A 5,657-nucleotide genomic window follows, 5' to 3' on the forward strand; every position below is an offset into this window, starting at 1 on the left:
GCACCAGCGTGCGTACCCTCGGTAATGGAGTATTTGTGCCATCTACTTTAAAATTAAAATTGTCGAAATTTTCCAGCAGTGTCAATTTCAAAGTGGTATTAAAACTAACGTTTTCAGTAAACCGATAGCCACCGCCGAGGAAAAAACCGCCCTGATACATGTAAAAACTCTCTGGGTTACCAAAGCTCTGGATCCAGAAAAATTCGGCTGCAGTATACAACCCGGTAGAGTACGGCACGTCTGTCAACGCCATAATGTCTGCAGCGGGTGCCTGGCGCACGTAAGTCGAGCGAATATCAGGCTGTAATTCATCGTAAGCCGCAGCACTGGCAAAAGCATCAACATCAATCACTTTTTCCACCAGCGGCAAATTACCACTAAACTCAATTACCCGAATACGCTTAATATGCGACGGTAACTGGGTCAGCACTACCCTGGCTAAGCGTTCGGTCGCCTCTGCATCGTCCCGGTAATATAGCTGATGGCCATACAACACAAATTCCTCATCGGTCATCTGCGAGGTTTTTAAAAAGAAGCCCGCATTAAATAACAGCTGCCGCAACACAATATTAAGATCTTGAAACTCATCAATTTGTGGGCGGGGCGATGCTACCTTTAGCATTCCAGGCTTAATTTTAGGCTGGCCGCTGGCGTTTAAATCAAACTGATAATGTACGCCAAAACCCAAGGTATTACCCCGCTGATAATTTAAGTCAAAAGTAAAATCCTGCCACTGATATACCGCACCAAGGTTCCAGCGACTATCTTGTACCAACTCTTCGGCAAAATCCTGCGTATAGTCGTTACCTTCATACTCTAACTTAAGCTTTAAAGGCTGCCACGGCGTTTGATATTCAATGCCGCCAAAAAGAGAAGCCGGGCCTTTAAAAAACTTTTGATAGTCTATTTTACCGCCAGAACCACTAAAACCAGTAGGCCGGTTACAAAAGCTATCCCGAATTTCACATAATGGGTTTATCGTATTGCCAGCCACACCTAAGTAGCCCCAACCCATACCCAGATGAAAATCCAGGTCTCCCCATCGTTTGCTTAACGCAACATACTCGCTTTCAAATAAGCCGGTGCCGCCGAAATCATTAAAACCCACCGCCACCTGCGGTAAAAAACGGCTTTCCTTAATCAGTCGGAATTTAACGTCAATTCCTTTATCTTTGTATGATTGATCGTTACTAAATCCTGGAAACGGGCTGTATAAACGGGTGCGCACATCGGTATACCGCGCGGTCGTTTCCATCCAGTCAAACAATTGAATACTAACCGACCAGAAGCGATATTCTTCATTATCAGTATAATTTGCTGATAAACTGCCCTCACTCAACATTCTGGCAGTCGGTGTCTGGATTAAACCTACCCCACCGCGCACCATCTGTGACGGCCCGCTTTCAGATTGCTGCCAGCGTAGACTGCTATCTTGTTGCTGAGCCTGTGCCGTAACATGCGTTAGCGCAATGGCAATAAAAACGACGCCTGAAATACTACTGGTAAAATTCATTGTGCTACCCGATATAAAGCCAGTGCCAGCAAGTTCTGATTGAGGCTGTCAATATCTACCCCAAACCACTCTGTCGCAAAAGGAATAAAAACTTCGGCCCCTGGCATCGCCTCAATATGCTGGCGGTTCCAGCTGGCAACTCCTGCTTTGGTCACGGTGCCATCTGGCTGAATAACATAAACGGTTGAACCATCAGCAGCAGCTGAGCGTTCTATTGCCGCCATATAATCAGCAATAGCCGTTGCGCCGCCGTGCGGTATAGTCACGCGCTGTGTTACCGCTCCCCAGAAATGAACCTGTTCGGGGCGCTCTACCAATTGCAATTTATAAGCTCCGGCATCAAAGCGCGGATTAAAAGCAGCCTGCGCCCGGGCCAGGTCGTAATTAATCGGTATTAACACCCGTGTTGCCAATGTCCAGCTTGCAACCTGATATCGTAGTGCCATAAGCTCGATCTGCACTGCAGGCTCAGCAGACATAGAGAACGCGTGCAGCTGTTGCAATACGGTAGAACGTAGCTGCTCTGGCGCAGAAACTTGGCCATCAGGGTTGTCAAGCCGGTATAACTTCGACCCTGGCCAATACCAGTCTTGCTCCAGGGCTATTGGAGCTAATACCTCAGCCAGCCGGGGCTTAGTCTCAAAGGTATAACTGCGGGTATTAATGTCAATGTTTACTGCAGTTGGTACGAAGGTATAATCCACCGCTTGCTCTGTTTTAACCTGATCAGCGTTTGACTCTGCCGCCAGGCCTGAAACCAGGCTCAGGCCACAGCATAATATTGCCAGAATTTTCATATTGCATCCGCCGCTACGTCTTTACCATCTCGCTGCAATTGCCTGACTACTTTACTTATAAAGGTAAGCTCAAACTGCTGGCCGGTCGGTAATAGTTTTTGTCTGCTTTTTAACACTTCACCGCTTTTCGCATCTAACCAAAATAGGTTTTGCCACTTATCATCAAACCGGACAAAGTTTGCTGCATTGTCATAACTCACACGCTCAATTACCGGTATAACCTCCAGCTGCACGCCAAAAAAGGTCATAAGTTCGGTCGCACCATACTGAAAGGTTGACCGTAGCTGGTAGCCATACTCATTTTGCTGCCAATCAGCAAGTCGTAGCCAAGGCTTCGCCATAGCAAAATTCAGCTTTCTTTTTAAAGGGTCGTTGTCAAGATTAGTCAAATATAACAAATCGTTAGCCATACCAACGGTACGAACAATCCGGCCATGTTCAGTAACCAATAATGCCCGATCTGCTGAAACCCACTTTAATTGCTCTCGCTCGACAAACATCAGCCCCATTGCTATCTGGGCCCGTTCACCCTGTTTAACATATAAGTAATCGTGGGGGGCGTCAGACAAAAACGAGTAAGGTAATTGCACATCCGGCGTTTCTTTAAATGCTAATTTCAGCATATCGGAGTAGGTTCGGTAAGTACCCGAGCAAGACATCAAACCAAGCGTAGCAACCAGCAGCAACAGCTTTTTCAGCAGCATACTTTAATAAACCTTCAGAAATAGCAAATTAAAACAAAAAAGCCGCCCCAAAAGGCGGCTTTTCAAAGCGTTTAAGCTTATCTCGGTACTAAAATTGGCGCGTAAGTACTGGTAACTGGTACAGTAATCACAGTGTTAGTAACGGTACCTGATACACTTACCGTGGCAGTCGTAGTACCAGTAGTGGTAACAACACATACACCTGTATTGTTATCAAGAACACCGCCCTGGTTACAAATTAAGTCAAATTCTACTACGTCATCGGGCAAGCTCACGCCACCCATATTAGCAGCAATAGCGGCGATGACTGACAAGCTTACGCCCATAGCCACTAACTGTGCAGTAGTCGCTTCACCAAATGCAAAAGTTCCTTGACCGCCCGGCGTGTTTGCATTTACACCGGCGCTTAATGCCAGCGCCATCGCGCCAATAATTAATTTTTTCATACCATTCCCTCTTTTAACAAATTTAAATCAAAGTTGTGTGCAGCTTAAACTAAAGAGGCCACAAGCTCAACCAGAACTTTACGCTATTTGCTTGGTTTTCAAACCTGCAGCCAGGTTATCTGTTGCCGCAGTTTTCACTAAGCCCATCGCCGCTATCTGGCTACCGGTCGCTACATCGCACGCAGCCCTCACTACCAAATCGCTGGTCGCACAACTGTAATTAAATTCGGTTGGTGCACTGCGGATCAGCTCAATAATGTTCTCAACGGCAAATTCTTCACAGGCTTCATCCAGTCTTGTCAGCAAATGCGCCATTTCTGGCCAGCTCAGCTTGGCTTCATCTGCTGCCATTATCCGGCTATGCTCAGTCTTACGCACATTTTCACCGATAAGCAACTCTTCGTATAACTTTTCACCGGGGCGCAAGCCACTGTATTTAATTTCAATATCACCATTGGGGTGAACATCGTCTTTTACTTCCAGCCCCATTAAGTGAATCATCCGTCGGGCTAAATCCGCTATTTTTACCGGCTCGCCCATATCAAACACAAATACATCACCACCTTTGCCCATGGCACCTGCCTGGATCACCAGTTGCACCGCTTCCGGTATGGTCATAAAATAGCGGATAATATCTTTATGGGTTACCGTTAATGGCCCGCCTTTGCGAATTTGCTCACGAAACAACGGCACAACTGAGCCACTGGAACCTAATACATTACCGAAGCGCACCATACAAAAGCGGGTGCTGCTCTGATGCTCTGCTAACGCCTGCAAGACTAATTCGGCCAACCGCTTCGACGCGCCCATCACGTTAGTTGGCCGCACGGCTTTATCAGTAGAAATTAATACAAAGGTCGCCACACCGGCTTTTATCGCCGCTTCGGCAGTATACCAGGTGCCAAACACATTATTTCGCACACCTTCTACCACGTTATATTCTACTAAAGGCACATGTTTGTAGGCCGCAGCATGATACACGGTGTTAACCGCGAAGGTACGCATCACCGTTTCCAAACGACTCTGGCGCTGCACAGTCCCCATTACAGGCGCAAGTTCTACTTCAAGATTTTCTCGCTGAATGGTTGCTGCCAATTCCTGCTCAATGCTATATAAGCCAAATTCCGATAGCTCAAACAGCACCAGCATTTTCGGCTCATAGCGGATTATCTGCCGGCATAACTCCGAGCCAATAGAGCCTCCTGCGCCGGTTACCATCACTACTTTGCCTTTAATATCGGCGTTCATTAGCCTACTTTTCGGTGCCACCGCATCCCGGCCCAGTAAATCCTCAATTTTTACATCTTGCAGCTCATCAATTCGCATACTGCCGTCAACTAAATCACTCATGCCCGGAATAGACTGCACCGGAATAGGCAACTCATCCAGTGCATCCAGCACTTCACGCCGCCGCGCGCGGCTAGCCGAAGGTAACGCCAGCAGCACCCGGCTGATATTTTTACTTTTAATAAACGAGCTAATTTGCGACGGCGAGCCTACCGAAATACCTAAAATAGTCGAACGCTGCAAAGTAGTATCATCATCAATAAACATCACCGGATGATATTGCTCGCCATTAAGCAGTGCGTGGGCTAGTTGGCGACCCGATGAGCCAGCGCCATAAATTAATACCCGCTCCTTATGGCCATTATTGCGTTGCACTAAAAACATCCGGGCCAGTAAGCGCACTCCACCTGACGATACCAGTGCCAGCATGGCATAAACAAAAATCAGGTTACCGCGCTCACTCACGCCAAAAAACGCAAATAACAACGCCAAAATAACGGCACTGCTGACAATACCCGACAACACCGCACCCAACGCATGTTGGCCTATGTAGCGGATCACCGCCCGGTACAGCCCCAGCTTGGTAAAAATAAACAGAGTAATTGGTAAAGTAATAGTGAAGGCCAGGGCAATTTGTGGTACGAAATCCCGCTCGCCATTCTGAGTTAACAGATAAGCCGCCACCAATGAGGTGATTAAAAAGCAGATATCAACAACCACCGATACCAACCTTTTTACTGAGCGCGGTAACGCCAGTAACCATCCAAGCATGTAAAACTCCATCATCTTTTAGGATTTTTGCCTAAAACAAATCAACTAAATTAACGTTGCCAGCACAGCGTCTGGTCAGGTTAATCGAAAAAATTGCGCTAATTATAGCACTAGCCAATCGCAACAGACAGTTTAAACA

At 47.0% G+C, this 5,657-nt stretch carries 5 protein-coding genes; all 5 read right to left on the reverse strand.

Features of this window, described 5'->3' with window-relative positions:
* On the reverse strand, positions 1-1,513 hold a 1,513-nt coding region (locus ABY802_RS15440), incomplete at its 3' end, for a YjbH domain-containing protein (RefSeq protein ID WP_372628017.1).
* Positions 1,510-2,310: a capsule biosynthesis GfcC family protein gene (locus ABY802_RS15445; protein ID WP_372628018.1), complete on the reverse strand. Its 801-nt coding sequence runs from the start codon at positions 2,308-2,310 to the stop codon at positions 1,510-1,512. The genes ABY802_RS15440 and ABY802_RS15445, both read right to left, overlap by 4 nt.
* Complete coding sequence (locus ABY802_RS15450; protein WP_372628019.1) at positions 2,307-3,014, reverse strand: YjbF family lipoprotein; 708 nt, start codon at positions 3,012-3,014, stop codon at positions 2,307-2,309. The genes ABY802_RS15445 and ABY802_RS15450 overlap by 4 nt, the downstream gene beginning before the upstream one ends.
* A gap of 77 nt (positions 3,015-3,091) precedes the next feature.
* Complete coding sequence (locus tag ABY802_RS15455) at positions 3,092-3,460, reverse strand: hypothetical protein (RefSeq protein WP_372628020.1); 369 nt, start codon at positions 3,458-3,460, stop codon at positions 3,092-3,094.
* 78 nt (positions 3,461-3,538) lie between these two features.
* Entirely contained in the window at positions 3,539-5,518 is a 1,980-nt protein-coding gene (locus ABY802_RS15460; protein ID WP_372628021.1) for a polysaccharide biosynthesis protein, read from the reverse strand.
* Between the last annotated feature and the right edge of the window lie 139 nt (positions 5,519-5,657).

It is taken from the genome of Arsukibacterium sp., from assembly GCF_041616895.1.
In the GTDB taxonomy this organism is placed as follows: Bacteria; Pseudomonadota; Gammaproteobacteria; order Enterobacterales; family Alteromonadaceae; genus Alishewanella.